At 73.3% G+C, this 20,844-nt stretch carries 19 protein-coding genes; 6 read left to right on the forward strand and 13 right to left on the reverse strand.

What is annotated here, in order from left to right:
• Window positions 1–17 precede the first annotated feature (17 nt).
• From ABT295_RS16150 to ABT295_RS16170, 5 genes are all read right to left on the reverse strand, one after another.
• Window positions 18–1,025, reverse strand: coding sequence for a sulfate/molybdate ABC transporter ATP-binding protein (locus tag ABT295_RS16150; RefSeq protein WP_352395430.1), 1,008 nt, complete (start codon window positions 1,023–1,025; stop codon window positions 18–20).
• Window positions 1,022–1,828, reverse strand: a complete 807-nt coding sequence (gene cysW / locus ABT295_RS16155) for a sulfate ABC transporter permease subunit CysW (RefSeq protein WP_352395431.1) — start codon at window positions 1,826–1,828, stop codon at window positions 1,022–1,024. The genes ABT295_RS16150 and cysW overlap by 4 nt, the downstream gene beginning before the upstream one ends.
• Window positions 1,825–2,766, reverse strand: coding sequence for a sulfate ABC transporter permease subunit CysT (cysT, locus tag ABT295_RS16160; protein WP_352395432.1), 942 nt, complete (start codon window positions 2,764–2,766; stop codon window positions 1,825–1,827). Before cysT ends, cysW begins: the two co-directional genes overlap by 4 nt.
• 56 nt (window positions 2,767–2,822) lie before the next feature.
• Window positions 2,823–3,857, reverse strand: a complete 1,035-nt coding sequence (locus ABT295_RS16165; RefSeq protein ID WP_352395433.1) for a sulfate ABC transporter substrate-binding protein — start codon at window positions 3,855–3,857, stop codon at window positions 2,823–2,825.
• 158 nt (window positions 3,858–4,015) lie between these two features.
• Complete coding sequence (locus ABT295_RS16170; RefSeq protein WP_352395434.1) at window positions 4,016–6,409, reverse strand: DEAD/DEAH box helicase; 2,394 nt, start codon at window positions 6,407–6,409, stop codon at window positions 4,016–4,018.
• Window positions 6,410–6,558: 149 nt separating this feature from the next.
• On the opposite strand from ABT295_RS16170, the gene ABT295_RS16175 reads away from it, so the two are divergent.
• The 5 genes from ABT295_RS16175 to ABT295_RS16195 all read left to right on the forward strand — a co-directional run bounded on the left by ABT295_RS16175 (window position 6,559) and on the right by ABT295_RS16195 (window position 13,561).
• A complete protein-coding gene (locus ABT295_RS16175; protein ID WP_352395435.1) occupies window positions 6,559–6,927 on the forward strand; it encodes an anti-sigma factor antagonist in 369 nt (122 codons plus the stop codon).
• Window positions 6,924–8,546 carry a DUF7059 domain-containing protein gene (locus ABT295_RS16180; RefSeq protein WP_502991212.1) on the forward strand — a complete coding sequence of 541 codons (1,623 nt, stop codon included), beginning with the start codon at window positions 6,924–6,926 and terminating at the stop codon, window positions 8,544–8,546. Before ABT295_RS16175 ends, ABT295_RS16180 begins: the two co-directional genes overlap by 4 nt.
• A gap of 436 nt (window positions 8,547–8,982) precedes the next feature.
• Window positions 8,983–9,678 carry a TetR/AcrR family transcriptional regulator gene (locus tag ABT295_RS16185; protein WP_352395437.1) on the forward strand — a complete coding sequence of 232 codons (696 nt, stop codon included), beginning with the start codon at window positions 8,983–8,985 and terminating at the stop codon, window positions 9,676–9,678.
• Window positions 9,672–11,402, forward strand: coding sequence for an ABC transporter ATP-binding protein (locus ABT295_RS16190; protein ID WP_352395438.1), 1,731 nt, complete (start codon window positions 9,672–9,674; stop codon window positions 11,400–11,402). The genes ABT295_RS16185 and ABT295_RS16190 overlap by 7 nt, the downstream gene beginning before the upstream one ends.
• Window positions 11,402–13,561, forward strand: a complete 2,160-nt coding sequence (locus ABT295_RS16195; RefSeq protein WP_352395439.1) for an ABC transporter ATP-binding protein — start codon at window positions 11,402–11,404, stop codon at window positions 13,559–13,561. The genes ABT295_RS16190 and ABT295_RS16195 overlap by 1 nt, the downstream gene beginning before the upstream one ends.
• Before the next feature lie 67 nt (window positions 13,562–13,628).
• On the opposite strand, the gene ABT295_RS16200 is transcribed toward ABT295_RS16195, so the two are convergent.
• The 4 genes from ABT295_RS16200 to ABT295_RS16215 all read right to left on the reverse strand — a co-directional run bounded on the left by ABT295_RS16200 (window position 13,629) and on the right by ABT295_RS16215 (window position 18,395).
• Window positions 13,629–13,799: a hypothetical protein gene (locus ABT295_RS16200; protein WP_352395440.1), complete on the reverse strand. Its 171-nt coding sequence runs from the start codon at window positions 13,797–13,799 to the stop codon at window positions 13,629–13,631.
• Between the two features lie 73 nt (window positions 13,800–13,872).
• The gene (locus ABT295_RS16205) at window positions 13,873–16,986 is read right to left on the reverse strand and encodes an AfsR/SARP family transcriptional regulator (RefSeq protein ID WP_352395441.1); all 3,114 of its coding nucleotides are present in this window, start codon (window positions 16,984–16,986) and stop codon (window positions 13,873–13,875) included.
• Between the two features lie 268 nt (window positions 16,987–17,254).
• Window positions 17,255–17,725: a hypothetical protein gene (locus tag ABT295_RS16210; protein ID WP_352395442.1), complete on the reverse strand. Its 471-nt coding sequence runs from the start codon at window positions 17,723–17,725 to the stop codon at window positions 17,255–17,257.
• 82 nt (window positions 17,726–17,807) lie between these two features.
• Complete coding sequence (locus ABT295_RS16215; RefSeq protein ID WP_345508165.1) at window positions 17,808–18,395, reverse strand: C39 family peptidase; 588 nt, start codon at window positions 18,393–18,395, stop codon at window positions 17,808–17,810.
• Between the two features lie 216 nt (window positions 18,396–18,611).
• Between ABT295_RS16215 and ABT295_RS16220 the strand changes: the two genes are divergently transcribed.
• Window positions 18,612–19,181 (forward strand): VldE C-terminal domain-containing protein, encoded by a 570-nt coding sequence (locus ABT295_RS16220; protein WP_352395443.1) that lies wholly within the window; start codon window positions 18,612–18,614, stop codon window positions 19,179–19,181.
• Window positions 19,182–19,252: 71 nt separating this feature from the next.
• Here the strand turns inward: ABT295_RS16220 and ABT295_RS16225 are convergent, their stop codons facing one another.
• From ABT295_RS16225 to ABT295_RS16240, 4 genes are all read right to left on the reverse strand, one after another.
• Window positions 19,253–19,444: a hypothetical protein gene (locus ABT295_RS16225; RefSeq protein ID WP_352395444.1), complete on the reverse strand. Its 192-nt coding sequence runs from the start codon at window positions 19,442–19,444 to the stop codon at window positions 19,253–19,255.
• Between the two features lie 10 nt (window positions 19,445–19,454).
• Window positions 19,455–19,724 (reverse strand): hypothetical protein, encoded by a 270-nt coding sequence (locus ABT295_RS16230; RefSeq protein WP_352395445.1) that lies wholly within the window; start codon window positions 19,722–19,724, stop codon window positions 19,455–19,457.
• Between the two features lie 112 nt (window positions 19,725–19,836).
• Window positions 19,837–20,268, reverse strand: coding sequence for a redox-sensitive transcriptional activator SoxR (gene soxR / locus ABT295_RS16235; protein ID WP_352395446.1), 432 nt, complete (start codon window positions 20,266–20,268; stop codon window positions 19,837–19,839).
• Window position 20,269: 1 nt separating this feature from the next.
• A complete protein-coding gene (locus ABT295_RS16240) occupies window positions 20,270–20,833 on the reverse strand; it encodes an AAA family ATPase (RefSeq protein WP_352395447.1) in 564 nt (187 codons plus the stop codon).
• Window positions 20,834–20,844: the final 11 nt, after the last annotated feature.

The raw sequence follows: 20,844 nt of genomic DNA on the forward strand, positions 1-20,844 counted from the left end.
CGACGCGTCGCGCCCCGTCAGATGGCGAGCGCGGCCGTCTCGACGACGCTCGAGCGCCCGATCGCCCGGGCCGCCACGACCTCTCCGGCGCGCAGCTGCAGGTCGGCCGCGTCGCGGCGCGAGACCTGGGCTGCGAAGTGGGCGCCGTCGTCGGTGCGCAGGTCGACCCGGACCTCGAAGCCGAGCGGCACGACGCGCTGGACGGTGGCCGTCACGACGCCCGGGGAGCCGGGCACGTCGGCGTCGAGCGCCAGCGCCGTCGCGAGGTCGCGCTCGATGACGATGTCGTGCGGACGCACGAGCTGGTCGCCGAGGCGCGAGACGGAGCCGAGGAAGCTCATGACGAAGTCGTTGGCGGGGCGTTCGTAGAGCGTCACCGGGTCCCCGACCTGCTGGATCCGTCCCTTGTCGAGCACCGCGATGCGGTCCGCGACGTCGAGCGCCTCCTCCTGGTCGTGCGTGACGAGCACCGTCGTGACGTGCACCTCGTCGTGCAGGCGGCGCAACCACTGGCGCAGGTCGGTGCGCACCTTGGCGTCGAGGGCACCGAACGGCTCGTCGAGGAGCAGCACCTGGGGGTCGACGGCGAGGGCCCGGGCGAGCGCCATGCGCTGGCGCTGCCCACCGGAGAGCTGCGCGGGGTAGCGGTTGCGGAAGCCCTCGAGCCCCACGATCTCGAGCAGGTCGTTCACCTTCGTGTCGATCTCGGCCTTGGGCCGCTTGCGGATCGAGAGGCCGAACGCGACGTTGTCGCGCACCGTCATGTGCTTGAAGGCGGCGTAGTGCTGGAAGACGAAGCCGATGCCGCGTCGCTGCGGCGGCTCGTTGGTGACGTCGCGGCCCTGGATGGTCACCGCACCGGAGTCGAGGGTCTCGAGGCCCGCGATCGAGCGCAGCAGCGTCGACTTGCCCGACCCGCTCGGCCCGAGCAGCGCGGTGAGCGACCCCTTGGGGATCTCGAGGCTGACGTCGTCGAGCGCGGCGAACGAGCCGTAGTTCTTGCGGGCGTGGGTGACGGTGATCATCGGTCGCTCCTCTTCCGGTCGAGCACGGTCATGAGCAGCAGCACGACGAGCGCGATGCCCATGAGCAGGGTGGCGGCGGCATACGCGCCGTAGGTGTTGTGGTCGTCGATGTAGCGCGAGTGCACGAGCAGCGTCAGCGTCTGCGAGATGCCGGCGAAGCCGGAGGAGACCATGATCACCGCGCCGAACTCGCCCAGCGCGCGGGCGACGGTGAGGACGACGCCGTAGGTCAGGCCCCAGCGGATCGCCGGGAGGGTGATGCGCCAGAAGGTCTGCCAGCCGTTGGCGCCGAGCGTCGAGGCGGCCTGCTCCTGGTCGATCCCGATCTCGTGCAGCACCGGCTCGACCTCGCGGACCACGAAGGGCAGCGTCACGAAGATCGTCGCGATGACCATGCCCGGCAGCCCGAAGATCACCTTGAAGCCGGCGTTGTCGAGGGCCCCGAACCAGCCGGCCGAGCCCCAGAGCATGATGAGCGCGACGCCGACGACGATCGGCGACACCGCGAACGGCAGGTCCACGACGGCCTGGAGCAGGCCCCGACCGCGGAACCGGCCGCGCACGAGGGCGAGCGCCGTGGCCACGCCGAAGACGACGTTGATCGGCACCGTGATCGCCACGATGAGCAGCGACAGGTTGAGGGCCGACTGGGCCGCCGGCGTCGACACCGACGTGAGGAAGGCGGGGATGCCGGGGGCGAAGGTGCGCCAGAGGATGACGGCGATCGGCACCCCCACGAGCACGAACAGGTAGCCGAGCGCGACGACGCGCAGGGAGAGACGGGTTCGCCGGGAGACCTTCATGCTGCACGCTCCTCACGTCGCTGGGTGCGGCTCGCGAAGGCCCGCAGGGCCAGCAGCGTCAGGAACGCGATGGCGAGCAGCGCCACCGACACCGCGGCCGCGGCCTGCGGGCGGTCGATCTCGATCTGCTGCTGGATGTACTGCGAGGCGACCTGCGTCTCGCGGGGGATGTTGCCGCCGATGAGCACGACGGAGCCGTACTCGCCGATGGCCCTCGCGAAGGCGAGGCCGGTGCCGCTGATGATGGCCGGCGCCAGGGCGGGGAGCACGATCCGGCGGAACGTCGTCCAGCCGGTCGCCCCGAGGGAGGCCGCCGCCTCCTCGACCTCGCGGTCGGTCTCGATGAGGACCGGCTGCACGGAGCGCACGACGAAGGGCAGTGTCACGAAGAGCAGCGCCACGACGAGCCCCCAGCGGGTGGCGTTGAGCTGCACCCCGATCGGGCTGTTCGGCCCGTAGAGCGAGAGCAGCACGATGCTCGCGACGATGGTGGGAAGGGCGAAGGGCAGGTCGATGAGGGCGTTGACGACGCGCTTGCCGCGGAAGTCGTCGCGCACGAGCACCCAGGCCACGAGCGTGCCGAGCACGGCGTTGACGAGGGCGACGAGCGCCGACACGAGCACGGTCACCCAGAGCGCGGCGAGCGCAGCCGGTGCGGTGATCGCCCGCCACAGGCCGGCGACCCCCTCGTCGAACGCGGCGACCGTGAGCGCCGCCAGGGGAAGCAGCACGATGACGCTGAGCCAGAGGGTGACGACCCCGACGCCGAGTGGCCGGGCCAGACCGAGACGCCTCCGTGGGCGGGACGTCGGTGGGACGTCCGGCCCGGCACCCGGTGCGGGGGTCGAGTCGTCGCGAGCGGGGCTCGCGGCGGGGGAGGCCGCGTCGTGCGACGCCGACGTCGCGACGGCGCTGCGCTCGTCGGTGTGTGCACTCATTGCGGTCTCCGTGTCGGTGTCGGGTTCAGTGCGCGGGGTTCAGTGCGCCGGGCAGGTCACTGGGTGGCCTGGTCGTAGATGACCGCGATGTCGCCGACGTCCTTCTTGAAGAGCGTGCTGTCGACGCTCTTCCAGCCACCGAGGTCCGCGATCGTCCAGAGCTTCGTCGGCGCCGGGAACTTCGACGCGTACTCGGCGGCGACCGTGGCGTCGACGGGCCGGAACCCGGCCTCGGCGACGAGCTTCTGCGCGGCGGGCGTGTAGAGGAACTCGTCGAAGGCGGTCGCGGCCGTGAGGTTCTTGCTGCCCTTGAGCACGGCGGCCGGGTTCTCGATCTTGAAGGTCTGCGGCGGGGTCACGTGCTGCACCGGGTCGCCGTTCTTCTCGATGAAGAGCGCCTCGTTCTCGTAGCTCAGCAGCACGTCGCCGCTTCCCTGGAGGAAGGCCTCCGTCGCCTCGCGGCCCGACTTCGGCTGGATCTTCACGTGCTGGCCGACGAGGGCCTTGATGTAGGCCAGCCCGGCGGCCTTGTTCGTGCCGCCCTCGCTCTTGGCGGCATACGGCGCGAGCAGGTTCCACTTGGCCGAGCCCGACGAGAACGGGTTGGGCGTCACGACCTCGACACCGGGCTTGAGCAGGTCGTCCCAGTCCTTGATGCCCTTGGGGTTGCCCTTGCGGGTCACGATCGTGACGACCGAGCCGAAGGGAATCCCCTTGTGCTCGTTGGAGTTCCACGACGAGTCGACAAGGCTTGCGTCGACGAGGCGCGTGACGTCGGGCTCGACGGAGAAGTTGACGAAGTCGGCCTCGGCGCCGGCGGCGACCTTGCGGCTCTGGTCGCCCGAGGCGCCGTAGCTCTGCTGGAACTGCACGCCCTTGCCGGCGGTCGTCTGCTGGAACGCCGGGATGAGCACGTCGAAGGCGACCTTCGGCACGGCGTACGCGTAGAGGTTGATGGTGCTCGTCGCGGCGGCGGCGGCGGTGGATCCGGGCTGGGCCGCGACGTCGCTCGCGCCACCGCCGGCGCAGGCCGTGAGGCTGAGCGTCCCGGTCACGGCGATCGCGGCGAGGAGAAGAGGTGAGCGTCGCATCGACGGGCTCCTGACGGGTGTGGACGGACGGGCGCGCACGGGGCGACTGGCCCTGGAGAGCGGCTGCTTTCCTACGGAGAGAGTAGGAGTGTTTCCTACTTTCCATATGGGATTTTGAGGAAATCCGTCCGCGGGATCCAGCCGGACCCGCCTGCGTCTCAGACTGTGGGCCCCGGGCCGGCGCAGCGCAGCGTCAGGTCGAGCAGCGCGATCGCGCCCTGCTTGTCGAGCGGCTCGTTGCCGTTGCCGCACTTGGGCGACTGGATGCACGAGGGGCAGCCGGTGGCGCACTCGCACGACGCGATGGCCTCCCGCGTGGCGCCCAGCCACGCGCGCACCCGGCGGTAGCCGCGCTCGGCGAACCCCGCCCCGCCCGGGTGCCCGTCGTAGATGAGGATCGTCGGCAGCCCGGTGTCCGGGTGGAGCGCGGTCGACACGCCCCCGATGTCCCACCGGTCGGCCGTCGCGAAGAGCGGGAGCATCCCGATCGCGGCGTGCTCGGCCGCGTGCGCCGCACCCGGTATGCCGTCCTCGGGCACCCCGACCGCGGCGAGCTCGTCGACGGGCATCGTCCACCACACCGCCTTGGTCGCGAGCGACCGCGGCGGGAGGTCGAGGGGGTGCTCGCCGAGCACCTCGCCGCCGGGCAGGCGGCGCAGGAACGAGGTCACCTGGTGGCGCACCGTCACGTGGCCGAAGGAGCAGCGCAGGGGGCCCCACGCCTCGTGCTCCACCTCGTGGACGATCTGGAAGTCGCTCACCGACTGCGCCTGCGTCGTCCAGCCGGGGTCGCCGCGCACGGCGAAGGCCGCGTGGTCGTCGAGGTCGAGCTCGGTGACGACCCACGTCTGCCCCTGGTGCAGGTGCACGGCGCCGGTGTGCACCTGGCTGTGGGCGGCCGCGTCGTCGACGGTGCCGACGACGCGCCCGGTCCGGGTCTCGACGATGCGGACCGGCTCGCCCGCCCCGCGGAGCGAGAGGTGGTCGGCCGGGCGGTCCTCCCGGCCCCAGAACCAGCCGCGCGGGCGCTTCTTCAGGATGCCGCGGGCCACGAGCACGTCGAGCAGCGCCCGCGTCTGAGGCCCGAAGACCTCGACGTCGGCCTCGGTGACGGGCAGCTCCGCGGCGGCGGCGGCCAGGTGCGGCGCGAGCACGTGCGGGTTGTCCGGGTCGACGACCGTGGCCTCGATGCCGCGGCCGAAGATCGCCTCGGGGTGGTGCACGACGAAGGTGTCGAGCGGGTCGTCGGCGGCCACGAGCACGGCGAGGGAGCGCTCGCCCGACCGTCCGGCGCGCCCGGCCTGCTGCCAGAGCGACGACAGGGTGCCCGGCCAGCCGGCGAGGAGCACCGCGTCGAGCCCGCTGACGTCGACGCCGAGCTCCAGGGCGTTCGTCGCGGCGAGGCCGAGCAGCTCCTTGGAGCGCAGCGACCGCTCGAGCTCGCGCCGCTCCTCGGGCAGGAAACCGCCCCGGTAGGCCGCCACGCGTCCCTCGTCGCTCGTCGCTACGCGCTCCCTGGCGATCCGCGCCACGACCTCGACGCCCGCCCGGGAGCGCGCGAAGGCCACCGTCTGCACCTGCTCGCGCACGCAGCCCGCGAGCAGCTCACCCGTCTCGGTGATGGTGCTGACCCGCTTCGGCTGGCCCGTCTCGTCGACGAGCAGCGGCGGCTCCCACAGGGCGAAGGTCATCGACGCCCGCGGCGAGCCGTCGACCGTGACGGGCGCGACCGGCATACCGAGCAGCCGTGAGGCGTGCTCCTCCGGGTCGGCGACGGTCGCCGAGGCGAAGACGAAGGTGGGCGTCGAGCGGTAGCGGGCGGCCACGCGCCTCAGCCGGCGCAGCACGGCGGCCAGGTGCGAGCCGAAGACGCCCTTGTAGACGTGGCACTCGTCGACGACGACGTAGCGCAGCGCGCGCAGGAACGAGCTCCAGCGCTCGTGCCCGGGCAGCAGCGAGTGGTGCAGCAGGTCGGGGTTGGTGAGCACGAGGTTGGCGTGGTCGCGGATCCAGCGGCGCTCGTCGGTCGGGGTGTCGCCGTCGTAGGTCGCGGGTCGCACCGCCGGGAGCGCGAGCGCGTCGATGCGGCTCAGCTGGTCGGCCGCGAGGGCCTTGGTGGGGGAGAGGTAGAGGGCGGTCGCCCCGCGGCCGTTCGGCGCGCTGGCCCCGGCGACGAGGTCGCTGAGGATCGGCAGGTGGTAGCCGAGGCTCTTGCCCGACGCGGTGCCGGTGCTGACGACGACGTGCCGCCCCGCGTGCGCGTGCTGGGCCACCTCGACCTGGTGCGACCACGGGTGCTCGATGCCGGAGGCGAGCAGGGAGCCGAGCAGGCTCGGGTCGACCCACTCCGGCCAGTCCGCGTGCACGGCCGCGCGCGCGGCGACCTCGTGGACGTGCACGAGGCGCTCCGGGTGGTCGCCCGCGAGGGCCTGCAGCAGGGCCTCGGGCGAGGTCCGGCCGGCCGGGGTGCGCGGGGCGCCGGCGGCTGGGGCGAACCGTCCGCCGTCGGGGCTCCCCGACGCGGTGCCTGTGGGCGTGGGCTCCCCGTTCATGTGGAGCAACCGTATGCCGTCGGGGTACGGTAACCGTTGAGTGGGGCATGTTACCGCTCGGTCAGTCAGGCGGGGGGATCGCGCCGGTCGGGGTTCGACCAGCCGTCGTTCGCGCGCACGGATGCAACCACGGACAGGAAGGGGCGCAGGTGGATCTCTCGATCACCCGGGCCGACCACGGCGACCAGACCGTGGTGCACCTCGGCGGTGAGATCGACGTCTACACCGCCCCCCTCGTGCGCGAGAAGCTCGACGAGCAGATCCAGGCCGGGCGCATCCAGCTCGTCGTCGACCTCACCGACGTGACCTTCCTCGACTCCACCGGGCTCGGCGTGCTTGTCGGGCGGCTCAAGCTGACGCGCACCCGCGGCGGGTCGATGCGCCTCGTCGGCACCGACGACCGCGTGCTCAAGGTCTTCTCCATCACCGGTCTCGACAAGGTCTTCGAGATCCACCCCGACCTCGAGCGCGCGCTCGCGGCGGGTGAGGACGCGTCCCAGACGGGCGCGGGCTCCTGAACGACACGCCCGTCGTCGACGCGGCACGCCTCGCGCTGCTGCGCGCCGACCTCTCCGCCGCCGCGTTCACGGTCGACGGGGTGGCCGAGCGGCTCGGCGCCGTGGCGTCGGCGGCGCTGCACCGCGAGCAGCCGCTGCCGGCCCTCCGCGTGACCGAGGGCGCGACCGACGCGTGCGCCGTGCTCGTGCGCCTCTTCACGCTCGGCCGTTCGGTGCCCGTCGCGGCGCTCGCAGCCGCCCTCCCCACGCTGGGGGTCGACGGGGCGGTGGCCCTCGGCCTCGTCGTCGTCGGTGCGGCCCTGCCCGACGCCGGGCCGACGGCTCGCACCCGAGGCGCTTCGGCTGGCGGCGCTGACGCCGAGGACGACCGCTGGGCGCCGCCCGGCGACGAGGTGCTCGCGACGTGCGACCTGCGGCCCTACGGCGACGACGCGCACGACTGGTGGGTCGCCTCGGACCTCTCCGAGCTCGCCGTCGGCGGGCCGCTGCGCCACGACCACGTGCTCGGCATCGGCGGCGCGTCGACGACGCTCGCCTCGTGGACCGTCCGCCGTCCGGTCGGGCGGGCGCTCGACCTCGGCACCGGGTGCGGCGTCCAGGCACTCCACCTCACCGCGCACGCGCAGACGATCGTCGCGACCGACATCTCCCGCCGGGCGCTCGCGTATGCCGCCTTCAACCTCGCGCTCGCCGCCCACGACGCGCATGGGGCGGGGCCGACGACCGACCTGCGCTCGGGCGACCTGCTGGAACCCGTGGCGCAGGAGCGCTTCTCCCTGGTGGTCAGCAACCCGCCCTTCGTCATCACGCCGCGGGGCCAGGGCCTGCCGCTCTACGAGTACCGCGACGGCGGGCGCGCCGGTGACACGCTCGTGCGGGCGCTCGTGCGTCAGGTCGGGTCGGTGCTCGAGCCCGGTGGCGTCGCGCAGTTCCTCGGCAACTGGGAGGTGCCGGCCGGCCGCTCCTGGCGCGAGGTCTGGGCCGAGTGGCTCGAGGAGCAGGCCCGTGACGGCGTGGCCCTCGACGCGTGGGTCGTGCAGCGCGAGTCGCAGGACCCCGCCGAGTACGCCGAGCTGTGGGCCCGCGACGGCGGTGCCCAGCCGGGCAGCGACGCCCACTCGCGCATGTATGCCGCCTGGCTCGACGACTTCGGGGCGCGCGGCGTCGAGCAGGTCGGCTTCGGCGTCGTCACGCTCCAGCGGCCGGCGACCGACCGGCCCGTGTGGCACGCCCTCGACGAGGTGCACGGTCCCGTGGCCGCGCCGATGGGCCCGGCGGTCGACGCCGGGCTCCGCGCGCGCACGTGGCTCGCCGAGCACTCGGACGACGAGCTGCTCGACGTGGCGTGGTCGTGCGCGCCGGACGTCACCGAGGAGCGCCACGGGCGCCCGGGAGCCGAGGACCCCACCGTCATCGTCGTGCGCCAGGGCGGCGGGCTGGGACGGGCCGTGCGCGCGGGCACCCTGCTCGCGGCATACCTCGGCGTGGCCGACGGCGAGCTGACCGCGCGCGTCGCGCTCGAGGCGGTCGCGACGGTGCTCGAGCTCAACCCGGCGGACGTGCTCGCGGAGGTCGTGCCCCAGCTGCGCGAGCTCGTCGCGGACGGCCTGCTCGTCTAGGACGGCCCCGGCGACCGGCGGGCTGCCAGACCGCGCGAAGTCCGCCAGGGCGCAGTTCGCGCCGGGATATGGGCTGCTGGACTACGCGAAGTCCGCCAGGGCGCAGTTCGCGCCGGAATACGGGCTGCTGGACCGCGCGAAGTCCGCCAAGGCGGGGTTCGCGCCGGCCTGCGGGCTGCTGGACCGCGCGAAGTCCGCCAAGGCGGGGTTCGCGCCGCGATATCGGCTGCTGGACCACGCGAAGTCCGCCAGGGCGTAGTTCGCGCCGCGATATCGGCTGCTGGACCACGCGAAGTCCGCCAGGGCGTAGTTCGCGTCGGGATATGGGCTGCTGGAACGACGCCAAGTGCGCCAGGGCAGGGTTCGCGTCAGGCGGGGACGACGGCGTCTCGGAAAAACGCTTGTGAGTGAGTGCTCACTCATTCACAATGGGCTGGTGGCAGAACGAGCGGGGCGCGCCGCCCCCATGCACCCTGACGACCGGCGGGAGGCGCTCATCGGCGTCTTCCTCGACCTCGCGCACCGCGAGGGTCGCCCGCCGACGACGAGCGAGATCGCGCGGGAGGCGGGCGTCGCCGAGGGCACGATCTTCCGGGCGTTCCCCACCAAGGACGCCCTGCAGGAGGAAGCCGTCCAGGTGGCCTTCTGCCCCGCACCGGTGCGCCGCTCCATCGCCGCCATCGGCACCGACCTCACGGTGCGCGACCGGCTCGTGGCGTTCACGACGATCATGCAGCGCCGGTTCCGCGAGGTCTTCGGCCTGATGGGCGCGCTCGGCCTCTCCGAGCCGCCCAACCGCGGGCCGCACCTCGCCTGCTACGCCGCCGGCCGGCACCTGCGCGGTGCGAGCGACGAGGGGGCCGAGGAGCTCGAGCCGCACCAGCCGCTCCTCGACACGGTGCACGAGCTGCTCGCCGACGCGGCCGAGGGCGACTTCGTCGTGCCGGCCCGGGACGTCGTGCACCGCATCCGGCTGCTCTGCTTCTCCGGCAGCCACCCCGGCATCGCCGACGGCCGCACGCTGACGCCGGAGGAGATCGTCGACACCGTGCTGTACGGCGTCCACGCCCGCGCCACCGACCCGCCCACCTCTTCCCGCTCGACCACGAACCGAAAGGCACCGACATGCTGATCCGGCTGCTCCGCAGTCACCTGCGCCCGTACTCGGGTCAGATCGGGCTCATCGTGCTGGCCCAGCTCGTCAGCACGATGGCCTCGCTCTACCTCCCGAGCCTCAACGGCGAGATCATCGACGACGGCGTCGCCAAGGGCGACACCGGCTTCATCGTCAGCCACGGCGGCCTCATGCTCGCCGTGAGCCTCGTGCAGATCGCGGCGTCGGTGAGCGCGACCTACCTCGCGGCCCGCGTCGCCATGGCGATGGGCCGCGACGTGCGCGGCCGGTTCTTCGGTCGCGTCGTCGAGTTCTCGGCGCAGGAGGTGACGCGCTTCGGCGCGCCCACGCTCATCTCGCGCAACACCAACGACGTGACCCAGGTGCAGATGGTCGTCTTCATGGCGTTCGCCCTGCTCGTGACGACGCCGATCATGATGGTCGGCGGCATCATCATGGCGCTGCGCGAGGACGTCGGCCTCTCCTGGCTCGTCGCGGTGGCCGTGCCCCTGCTCGGTCTCGTCGTCGGGCTCGTCATCTCCCGCATGGTGCCGTGGTTCGGGCGCATGCAGACCTCGCTCGACGGCGTGAACCGCGTCATGCGCGAGCAGATCACGGGCATCCGCGTCGTGCGCGCCTTCGTCCGCGAGGAGCACGAGGAGGCCCGGTTCGCCGACGCCAACGGGCTGCTCACCGATGCCGGCCTGCGGGTCGGGCGGCTCATGGCGCTCGTCTTCCCGATCGTCATGCTGATCTTCAACTTCTCCACCGTCGCGGTGATGTGGTTCGGTGCGCAGCGCATCGACTCCGGCGACATGATGATCGGCGAGCTGACGGCCTTCCTGTCCTACCTCGTCCAGATCCTCATGGCCGTCATGATGGCGACCTTCATGGCCACGATGATCCCGCGAGCGTCGGTGTCGGCCGGGCGCATCCAGGAGGTCCTCGACACCGAGTCGACCGTCGTCGAGTCGGTGCAGCCGCTGCCGCTCCGCTCGACGCCCGCCGGCCTCGAGCTCTCCGGCGTCGACTTCCACTACCCCGGCGCGGAGGTCGCGGTGCTGCACGACGTCACGTTCCGGGCCGAGCCGGGCCGCATGACCGCGGTCATCGGGTCGACGGGTGCCGGCAAGACGACCCTCCTCGGGCTCGTGCCGCGCCTCTTCGACGCCTCCGCCGGCACCGTGCGGGTCGGGGGGGTCGACGTGCGCGACCTCGCGCTCGACGACCTCTGGGCCCGCATCGGGCTCGTGCCGCAGAAGCCCTACCTCTTCACCGGCACCGTCGCGTCGAACCTGCGCTACGGCAACCCGGAGGCCACCGACGAGCAGCTGTGGGACGCCCTGCGCATCGCGCAGGCGGCCGACTTCGTCACGGCGATGGGCGGCCTCGACTCGGCCGTCGCCCAGGGCGGCACCAACGTCTCTGGCGGCCAGCGGCAGCGGCTCGCGATCGCCCGCGCGATCGTCAAGCGCCCGGACATCTACCTGTTCGACGACTCGTTCTCGGCCCTCGACCTGTCGACCGACGCGCGACTGCGCCGGGCGTTGCGGCCGGTCACGGCGCGCAGCACGGTCGTCGTCGTGGCCCAGCGCGTCTCGACGATCGTCGACGCCGACCACATCATCGTCCTCGACGACGGCCGGGTCGTCGGTCAGGGCACCCATGACGAGCTCGTCCGCTCCTGCGAGACCTACCAGGAGATCGTCGAGTCCCAGCGCAGCGCGGAGGAGGCGGCCTGATGGCCGAGGGAGTCAAGACCACGGAGGAGAAGGCGGCCGAGGCGCGCCGCGGTCCGGGTCGCCGGGGCGGTCCGCCCCACATGCAGATGGGGCAGCCGGGCGAGAAGTCGCTCGACTTCGGCCCGTCCGCCAAGCGGCTGCTCGGGCGGCTGCGCCCGCACCGCGCCAAGGTCGTGCTCGTGCTCGTGCTCGCCGTCGTCAGCGTCGTGCTGAGCTCGATCGGGCCGAAGATCCTCGGCCGGGCCACCGACCTCATCTTCGCCGGCATCATCGGCCGCCAGGTGGGGCAGTCCGCTCCTCCGGGCACGACGAAGGAGCAGGTCGTCGAGGGCCTGCGTGCCGCGGGTGAGTCGACGAAGGCCGACCTGCTCAGCAATGTCGCGTTCACGCCGGGCCAGGGCATCGACTTCGACGCCGTGCGCAACGTGCTGCTGCTCGTCCTCGCGCTCTTCGTCGTCTCGTCCCTGCTCATGTGGATCCAGGGCTGGATCCTGCAGGGTGTGCTCGCCCGCACGATGTTCGACCTGCGCCAGGAGGTCGAGGCCAAGCTCAACCGCCTGCCGCTGCCGTACTTCGACAACCAGCCGCGCGGCGAGCTGCTGAGCCGGGTCACCAACGACATCGACAACGTCGGGCAGTCGCTGCAGCAGACCCTCTCGCAGCTGCTCAACTCGCTCCTCACCGTGCTCGCGGTGCTCGGCATCATGTTCTGGATCTCGTGGCTGCTCGCGCTCATCGCGCTCGTCAGCATCCCGATCTCGATCGTCGTGACGAGCCTCATCGCCAAGCGCTCGCAGAAGCTGTTCGTCCAGCAGTGGCGCAACACGGGCGAGCTCAACGGCCTCGTCGAGGAGACCTTCACCGGTCACGGCCTCGTCAAGGTCTACGGCCGCCAGAAGGAGACGGAGCAGACCTTCCGCGACAAGAACGACGAGCTCTTCGAGGCCGCCTTCGGCGCGCAGTTCATCAGCGGCATCATCATGCCGGTCATGATGTTCGTCGGGAACCTCAACTACGTCGCCATCGCCGTGGTCGGCGGTCTGCGGGTGGCCTCGGGCACGATGAGCCTCGGCGACGTGCAGGCCTTCATCCAGTACTCCCGCCAGTTCACGCAGCCCCTCACGCAGGTGGCGTCGATGGCCAACGTGCTGCAGTCGGGGGTCGCGTCGGCCGAGCGCGTCTTCGAGGTGCTCGACGCCGACGAGCAGCAGCCGGATGCCGCCACGGCCGTGCAGATCGACGACCCGCGCGGCGCCGTCGCCTTCGAGGACGTCTCGTTCTCCTACGTGCCGGACAAGCCGCTCATCGAGGGCCTCGACCTGTCGGTCAGCCCGGGCCAGACCGTCGCCATCGTGGGCCCCACCGGGGCCGGCAAGACGACGCTCGTCAACCTCATCATGCGGTTCTACGAGCTCGACGGCGGTCGCATCACGCTCGACGGCGTCGACATCCGGGACCTGTCGCGCCACGGGCTGCGCTCGCGCATCGGCATGGTGCTGCAGGACACCTGGCTCTTCGGCGGCACGATCCGCGAGAACATCGCCTACGGCCGCCCCGGCGCCACCGACGAGGAGGTGCTCGCCGCCGCGCGGGCCACGTACGTCGACCGCTTCGTGCACTCGCTGCCCGAGGGCTACGACACGGTGCTCGACGACGAGGCCTCGAACATCTCGGCGGGCGAGAAGCAGCTGGTGACGATCGCGCGGGCGTTCCTCTCCGACCCGGCGCTGCTCATCCTCGACGAGGCGACGAGCTCGGTCGACACCCGCACCGAGCTGCTCGTCCAGCACGCCATGGCCGCGCTGCGCTCCGACCGCACGAGCTTCGTCATCGCGCACCGGCTCTCGACCATCCGCGACGCCGACCTCATCCTCGTCATGCAGGACGGACGGATCGTCGAGCAGGGCTCGCACACCGAGCTGCTCGCGGCTGACGGCGCCTACGCGACCCTGTATGCCGCCCAGTTCGCGGGTGCGGCAGCCGACCTCGACGAGGTGGCTGGCGGGGCCGCCGGCCCCGACGGCCCGGCTGCGCCGGGGACGCCCGGGGAGGCATCGGAGCTGGCCGGGGTGGGCGCGGCGTCGCCCGGCCCGGCGGGTGGCCCGGGCGTCCCCACCCCCGAGAGCGCCGTGCCGGCCGAGCGTCCCGGGAACGAGTGACCCGAGGCCGCCCACCAGCGACGACGACACCCGACCGGGTTCCCGGTCGGGTGTCGTCGTCGATCGCTCAGATGCTCGGCGGCGGACCGAACGGGCACGGGCCGTTCGTTCCCGGGGCGATGCGCATGCACCAGACGTTGTGGTCCCCGCCGGCGGCCGAGGCGGGCGCGGGCGACGCGACGACCGCGAGCGCGGCAGCGGCGGTCAGGGCGGCGAGGGAGCGGACGACGAGCTTCATGTGTGACCCCTGGGGTGAGCTGGTGTCGGGCGGGCGGGCGGGTCGTCGGTCGACCCGGGCGTTCCCCCCGAGACTAGGCGCCGACGCCTAACGATCGGCTAACAGCGACCGCCGGGTCCGGGTAGGGCGGGCTCGGCAGGCGCAGGGCCTCCGGACCGAGGCGCAGGTCGTGCAGGATCGCGCCGACCTCGCTCCAGGCGGCGTGGGGGCCGGCGTCGCCGCCCTCGGTCCCGTCCGCCGTCCGCGCCCCGACGGAGACCACCGAGGCGAGCCGGGCGAGGTCGGCGGCGAGGTCGAGGGGCACGTCGGCCCGACGCCTGCCGGCCACGAGGCGGGTCGCGAGGGGGGCGGCCCGGTCCCACGCCGCGCGGTGCACGGCCAGGTCGAGCTCGAGACGCAGCACCTCGAGGTCGGCCTCGTCGTCGGCACGCGGGTCGAGCTGCCTCCGTGCCGAGGCCAGCTCCTCGTCGGCCGTGCCCAGCGCCCCGCGGGCGGCGTGCACGCGGGCCAGCGCGAGCCGGCAGTGGGCCTCGCCCACCTCGTCGCGCAGGTCGAGGGCGATGGCGAGGGCCTCGTCGAGGAGCTCCTCCGCCTCGTCGGCGCGGCCGAGGTCGACCAGACCCTCGGCCCGGGTGACGAGCCAGATGCAGCAGTCGCGGCGGGAGCCGTCCCTGCGCGACAGCGCGACCATGGCCTCGAGCAGCGGGTCGCCCTCGGCGGCCCGCCCCACGTTGCGGAGCACGACCCCGCGCCGGGCCTCGGCGAGGGCCCGGCCCTGCACGTCGCCGCGGCGTTCGGCGAGGGTGGCCGTGCGGGCGAAGCCCTCGAGCGCCTCGTCGAAGCGGTGCAGCGCCATGGCCGCCCACGCCGACTGCGAGAGCGCGCGCTGCTCGGCGTCCGGGTCGTCGATGCGTCGGGCGACGGCGAGCGACTCGGCGGCCACGGCGGGCAGGTCGGCGGGGCGGCGCCGCTGGGCGGTCACCGCGAAGAGGGCGCCCAGCAGCTGCAGCCGGCGCGCGTCGTCGACGGTGCGGTCGGCGTCCGAGGCGGGCGACTCGAGAGCCGCGCGCAGCACGCGCTCGCGGTCGTCGTCGTAGGCCCGGACGGTGAGGAAGGGCCCCACGGCGAGCGCGACGCGCGCCGCGAGGAGCGGGTCGCCGAGCCGGGCAGCGGTGAGGGCCGCGCCGACGAGGTTCGTGCGCTCGGACTCGAACCATTCGGACGGGGCCGCAGCCGCGTCGAGGGCGCCGTCACCCTCCGGCTCCGGCACCGGCCGGCCGTCGCCCTCGAGGCGGGGCCCGGCCACCCGCGCGAGGTCGAGCCAGGCGCTGCTCAGGGAGTGCTCGAGCTCCCGGGCCTCGGCACCCGTCTCCTCGGCCTCGAGGTGCTCGGCCGCCAGCTCACCGACGAGGCTGTGCACCCGGTACCGCGGCTGGCCGGCCCCGTCGCGTCCCGTCGGTTCGACGAGGTGCCGGTCGACGAGCTCGTCGAGCGCGTGGTGGGCCTCGATCTCGCGTGACACCCCGTGGAGCAGGCGCCGCGCGACCCACGCCGGCCAGTCGGGGCCGGGGGCCACGCCGAGGCGGCGGAAGAGCACCCGGGCCGCGCGGGGGAGGTCCTGCACCGACGACTCGATGCTCGCGCGCACGTCGATGTCGCCGGCCGACAGCTCGTCGAGCCGAGCGTGCTGCTGCGTGAGCCGGTCACGCAGCTCGGGCAGCTCGAGCGTGGGGTTCGTCGCGAGCTTCGAGCCGGCCACGCACAGGGCGAGGGGCAGGTGGCCGCAGAGCGCCGAGATGTCGGTGAGGGCCCCGTCGGCGTCGGTACGCACGTCGCGCTCGGGCCCGGAGATCTCGGCGAGCAGCGCCAGGCTGTCCTCGGGCGTGAGCGGCTGCACCGTGTGGCGACGCACCCCGACGAGGCCCGCGAGCCGGCTGCGTGACGTGACGATGGCGCCCGAGCCGGGCGAGGTCGGCAGCAGCGGCCGCACCTGTGACTCGGTCGCCGCGCCGTCGATGACGGTGAGGAGGCGCCGGCCGGCGATCGTCGTGCGGTAGAGGGCGATCCGGTCCTCGCGACCCGCGGGGATCGAGGTGCCGTCGACGCCGAGGGCTCGGAGGAACCGGGCCGCCACGTCGTGCGGGTCGACGGCGCCGTCGCGCCCGCCGTCGAGCGAGGCATACAGCGTGCCGTCGGGGTAGGCGTCGGCGAGCGCGTGACCGGCGGTGACCGCGAGGGCGGTCTTGCCGACGCCGCCGACCCCGACGAGCACGACGAGCGCCGGGGGACGGGCCGCCTGGGCGGCAGCCGCGACGACGGAGCGCGAGCCCCTGCCGTCATCGGGAGCCCGCGGGGCGAGCCGGGTCAGCACGGCGCCGAGGAGCGCCTCGCGGCCGACGAGGGTCCACGTCGGTGCGGGCAGCTCGCGCGGCACGACCCGGTGCCGCGGGACGGGTGCGACGAGGGGGCCGCCCTCGAGGATGCGCGTGTTGAGCTCGGCGAGCGACCGGTTCGGCGGCACCCCGAGCTCGTCGATGAAGCGGCGGCGCAACCGTCGGTAGGCCTCGGCGGCCTCCGAGCGGCGACCGGTCGCGGCGAGCGCCCGCAGCCGGTGCTCGAGCAGGCGCTCGTTCCAGGGGTCGTGCTCGAGCTGGGCCCCGGCCACCGTCAGCACGTCGTCGTGGCGGCCGAGCCGGTCCAGGGCGTCGACGAGCAGGTCGACGGCGGCCACGCGCTCGTCGTGCAGCGCCTGCCGAAGCGTCTCGGTCGACGCGTCCGCAGCGGGCGCGACGTCGCCGAGGGCCGCGCCGCGCCACAGCGACACGGCGTGCTCGAGGTCGCGCGCGGCCTCCTCGGGCCGGTCGGCGGCGCGCGCGTCGGCGACGAGGCGCCGGAACTCGTCGAGGTCGAGCGTGTGCGGGCCCATCTGCAGCTCGTAGCCGAACGGGCGGGTCGCGACGAGGTCGGGGTCGTGCGGTGCGAGGCGCCGGCGCAGCGAGGCGATGAGGTTCTGCAGCTGCTGGCGGGCGGTCGGGGGCGGCTCGTCCCACAGCGCGTCGATGAGGCGCTCGGCCGGCACGAGGCGGTCGGCGGAGACGAGCAGGGCGGCGAGCACGTAGCGCTCGCGGGCGCTGCCGAGACGCACGAGGGCGCCGTCGTCGTCGACGACCTCGAGGGGGCCCAGCACGCGAAACTGCACAGGCCATTGATACCCGACGGCAGACGTGCGGGCCCAACGCGGCGTCCGGTCACCCGTCGCACCGGCGCCCCGGTGGGTGTGACCCCCCGGGTCCACGCCCCACTGCGGGGCGTGGACCCGGGGATTCAGGCACCCCTGCGACCTGGAGTCGTCCGCCGGTGGTCGCCCCCTGTCGCGGCCACCGTGCGGACGAGTCCACCGTGTCGTGACCGGCTAACAACCGGCTAACACGCGTCGTGCCGCAGGGGGACCGCCGTCACTTGTGCCAGTAGTACGCCTTGCCGCCCTTGCTCGCCGCGTGCGCGTCGGGGTCGTAGGCGTGCTCGCCGACCGTGTTGTGGCCGACCCAGTTCGAGTCGACGACACGGATCGTGGCCCCGGCGGGGTCGCCGGTGACGATGGCCGTGTGGATGCCGGTCGTGTGGGACGAGGTGTCGGTCTCCTGGATGACGTCGCCCGGCACGACGGCGCTCTTGGCCACGAGGTGGTAGCCGGCGTTGACGTAGGCCGTCCAGTAACCCGTGCCCAGGGAGTTGGCGTGCGTCTCGTTGTACATCCGCTGGACGAACTCCTTGCACGAGCCGCCCTGCTCGCCGATGTGGCTGCGGGCGTGCACGACGATCGCGGGAGCCGCGTCGGCCTGGCCGGCGGGCAGGAAGGCGAGCGCCGAGACGGTCGCGATCCCGGCGGCGGCGAGACGGCGGCGGGTGAGGGTGGTCAGCGTCATGGTGGGTCTCTTCTCTCGGGTGGGTGGTTCGCGTGGGTGGTTCGGGTGGGTGGTCCGGGTGGGTGCTCCGGTCGGCGGGCGGTCAGGCGCCGTACGCCGTGAAGCGGTTGAGCTTGTTCCAACGCACGATGTCGTCCTCGTCGCGCCACACGCCGTTGCGCGAGGAGGTCACCGGGTCGGCGATCTTGTACTCGCCCGCGCGGTAGCCGACGATCGCGATGTAGTGGCCGGAGGAGAAGACCGTGCCGTCGACCTGGTTCATGTTGATGACGACGGGGTAGCCGGCATCGATGCTGTGCACGACACGGCTGCGCAGCCGGGCCTTGAGCGTGCCGGCGGCCGGCTGGCGGAAGTAGTAGCGCGCGCTGCGGCCGCCGATGCCGAGGCGGCTGTTGAGCACCGACGCGATGAGCGTCGCGTCCTGCAGGCCGTGGCCGTCGCGCAGGCCGAGCGAGGCCGCGAGCGACGACTGCGAAGGCAGGTGGTCGCGGGCGCTGAGGGCGATGCGCGAGCTGGCGGCGGAGCACCAGGACTGCGTCTGCTGGACCTGGTAGGTGTAGCCGACCGTGGCGGCCGACGACGGCCGGGCGAGGGCGACGGTGACGCCGGTGCTGAGCCCGAGCGCGAGGAAGCCGCGCCGGGCGAGGGCCGGTGGTGTGGTGGTGCTCATGGGATGCCCCTGGTTCTGGTGGAGGTGGCTGGGGCGGGTCGTCGACCCGTCGCCCCCGACCGTCCTCAGGTGGTCTAACAAGCCGCTAACCCGGCGACGGCGGTGCCGGCTGTTAGTCGACGGTTAGGCGGACGCTCGACGGTCGAGGGGCTGCACGACGCAGCTCGCCGGAGTCGTCCTCCACCAGGGCCCGGCGACCACGAGAAGGAGAGACTGATGACCCGGATCCTGAGACGAGCCACCCTGCCGGTGCTGACCGCGGGCGTGCTGGCCGCCCTCACGGCCGTCCCGTCCGGTGGCGTGACCGGCGCCGCGGCGCCCGCACCGGTCGACGCCCCCGCGAGCACGCTCGTGGCTGTCGCGACGAACCCGTACGGCGCGAGCTCGGCGACGACGGGCTACACGGCGCGGGCGCGGTGGACGATCAACGTACTGAGGGACAACCGGCCGATGCTCACCTCCTGCGCCCACGGCAACGACGGGTCGCACTCGGGCCACACGTCCGACAGCTACCACTACAGCGGCAACGCCGGTGACTGCTACGCGGGCAACACCCCGGGGCAGTACCCCGGACCGATCGACAAGGACCAGCTCCAGCGGGCGGCGAACTTCGCCGTGGCCAACGCGGGGCCGCTCAAGGTCGAGCAGGTCATCTGGAACGGCAGGATCTGGACCTGGCCGCGTCGCAGCGAGGGCTGGCGCACCTACACCGGCGGCACCGGACCCGTCGGCGGCCACTACGACCACGTGCACGTCAGCATCGCGCGCCCCGGCGACGGCCGCTGACGTCGAGCGCGCGCACCGGACACGACGGTGCCCCGACTCCGGCAGGAGTCGGGGCACCGTCGTTCGTGCGCTCAGCGGCAGCGCAGGACCTGGGCACCGTAGAGGCACCAGCCCTCGCCGCCCGAGCCCGGCGAGCACGGCAGGTCGCGGGTGCACCAGAGCCGCGCCTCGGGCGGGGCGCTGGCGGCGGGCGAGGTGATCGCGAGCAGGGCGAGCAGGGCCATCGGCACGACGAGCACGCGGGCGCGGAGCGCCGACCTCACGCGGTCCACGTCAGTAGCACTTCACCGGGACGCCGCCACCCTTGACGCAGAGGCCGGTGCCACCGCCGCCACCGGGGCACGGCACGTCGCGGGTGCACCACAGCTGCGCCTGGGGTGCGGGGCGGCCCGGCTTGGGGGCCTGGTTGGCGCTGGCGGACGAGGCGCCGATCGAGGCCCAGAGGAAGACGAGGAGCGCGACGACGAGCATGGCGCCGGCGATGCCGGCGGTGCGCACCGTCGAGGGTCGCACAGCCGGGGCGCGCAGGGTGGTGGTGGTCATCTTCGTGAGTCCTTCCGATGTGGTTGTCACGGGCAGGACGGACTCTGCGCAGCAGCCCTAACAAGCGGCTAACGAGCCGCTTCCCGCCGTGGTCGACCGCCCGTCGAGCCCGTCACGGCTCGAGCAGCACAGCCCCCGGCCCGCGCTGCGCGAGCGTGTCGGCGGGGTTGTTGAGCGCGCACGACCGGAGGCTGAGGCAGCCGCACCCGATGCACGAGTCGAGCTCGTCGCGGAGTCGCTCGATGCGGGCGATCTGGTCGTCGAGCCGCTGGCGCCAGGTGCGCGAGAGGCGGGCCCAGTCGGCGGCCGTCGGGGTGCGCGCCTGCGGCAGCGTGGTGAGCGCGGCCGCGATCTCCTCGAGGGTGAGCCCGACCCGCTGCGCGGCCCGGATGAACGACACGCGTCGGATGGTGCTGCGGTCGTAGCGGCGCTGGTTGCCGGCGGTGCGCACGGAGGTCAGCAGGCCGAGCTCCTCCCAGTAGCGCAGCGCGGACGTCGCGACGCCGGTGCGGTGCGCCACCTGCCCGATCGTGAGGGCCGCCACGTCAGGCGATCCTCGCCTCGGGCAGCCGGGCGATGATCTCGTCGACGGTCTCGTCCGGCGTCTGCTGCGAGCTGTCGAGCCAGAGACCGATGTGCGGGGTCTCGGTGCGCACCTTGTGGTCGAAGTCGCGGATCGACCAGAGGTCGCCGTAGCCGACCTTGACGCGCTCGGACTCACGCTGCATCACCGTGCCGACGTCGGGCGCGAGCATGACGAGGCTGAGCGGTCGGGCCGTGATGCCGTCGAGGAACGGCTGGAGGCTCGCGCCGACGAAGAGGTCCTGCACCACGACGGTGAAGCCCGCCCCGGCATACGCGTTCGCGGTGTGCGCCGTGATCGCGTGGCGCAGCGCGAGCTGCCGTTCGGCCTCCGGGTCGCCCTGGGGCGTCATGTCGGCGCGACCGCGCACGACGACGCGGCGGAACTCGTCACCGCGCAGGTGCACGGCCCGCGAGAAGCGCTCGGCGAGCAGCTGCGACACCGTCGACTTGCCCGCCGCCATGACGCCGGTCACGACGACGACCTGGGGGATGTCGGTGACGGTGTCGCTCGTCGGGTCGGTCACAGCGACCACCC

Source organism: Terrabacter sp. NPDC000476 (assembly GCF_040300125.1).
In the GTDB taxonomy this organism is placed as follows: Bacteria; Actinomycetota; Actinomycetes; order Actinomycetales; family Dermatophilaceae; genus Terrabacter.